This window comes from Vibrio sp. WZ-1 (genome assembly GCF_052037695.1).
In the GTDB taxonomy this organism is placed as follows: Bacteria; Pseudomonadota; Gammaproteobacteria; order Enterobacterales; family Vibrionaceae; genus Vibrio.
In genome coordinates this window covers 1-833 of the sequence record NZ_JBQEQR010000057.1, presented here as the reverse complement: position 1 = coordinate 833, position 833 = coordinate 1, and the positions used below count along the sequence as shown (strand labels likewise).

General features: G+C 42.5%; 1 protein-coding gene. It reads left to right on the top strand.

All coding sequences use genetic code 11. The features are described 5' to 3' along the window. Nucleotides 1-223: 223 nt before the first annotated feature. Entirely contained in the window at nucleotides 224-562 is a 339-nt protein-coding gene (locus tag ACTS60_RS05410) for a DUF6404 family protein (RefSeq protein WP_440887425.1), read from the top strand. The last annotated feature ends 271 nt before the right edge of the window (nucleotides 563-833 follow it).

Sequence of the window (833 nt, the reverse complement as noted above, 5' to 3'; positions counted from 1 at the left end):
ACCTTTGGGAATGAGCGGCTAACAAACTGTTTAAGAGTGATTCGCAACGCGTGGCATTTTTATTATGCGTTGGTTTTAGTGGTTAAGGTGGTATGCGGCGGCTTCGGTATTGCGTTGCTCACACCTTAACAGGGCGTTATGGTCACTTTTTGGAATCTTGAAGTGTTTCCAAATTCAAAGGGCAGTATTTGTGTATCCTTTACCTCAAAATAGGAGGTAGAAAATGAGTTACGAGAACAAGCTTGTGCGGGCGTTTAAAGAGTTAGAAGCTGCCAAAATATGGAAGTGCAATTATAATCCACCGTTGCATAGATGGTTCAGGAAAGCTGGCCTAAAACTGCGACCGCCGTATTATGTTTCTTTCATGCGCAATTTGTGGATACGCTTCTTTGAGTTTTTCGTATTTTTCCTACCAATACTCTCATTGCTCAAGTCCGACCCAACAATCTCAAGTTTGTTATATGAATCCATTTTAACAAGTGTATTTTATTCAGTTGTAATGTGTCTTTACTATCACTGGACTTTCAGGCGGTGTGAGTTCACAGGCTGGGAAAAGCTTTAGAGAAATCGTGAACATAACAAGGCGTTTAAGGCGGATTCACAACGCTTGGTGATTTCGGTTCCAGTCAGGTTAAGTGTTTAAGGCACAATGGTTTAAGCTGGGTGGTTGGCGTTGTTCACCACTTAACGCAGCGTTATTTCCGCAACGGATCTCTCAGGCTGAATGTGTATGCTTGTAGCGTAGGTGTGAAAATGGCGGGGTAATAGGGTGTAAAAGCGGCGAAAATGGCGAATATTAGTCATTTCCATGCTAGCCTTAAAACGCTTTAAGC

Bases quoted from the DNA above. Each gene is read 5' to 3' on its own strand.
- ACTS60_RS05410 (WP_440887425.1), top strand. From the start codon at position 224: ATGAGTTACGAGAACAAGCTTGTGCGGGCGTTTAAAGAGTTAGAAGCT.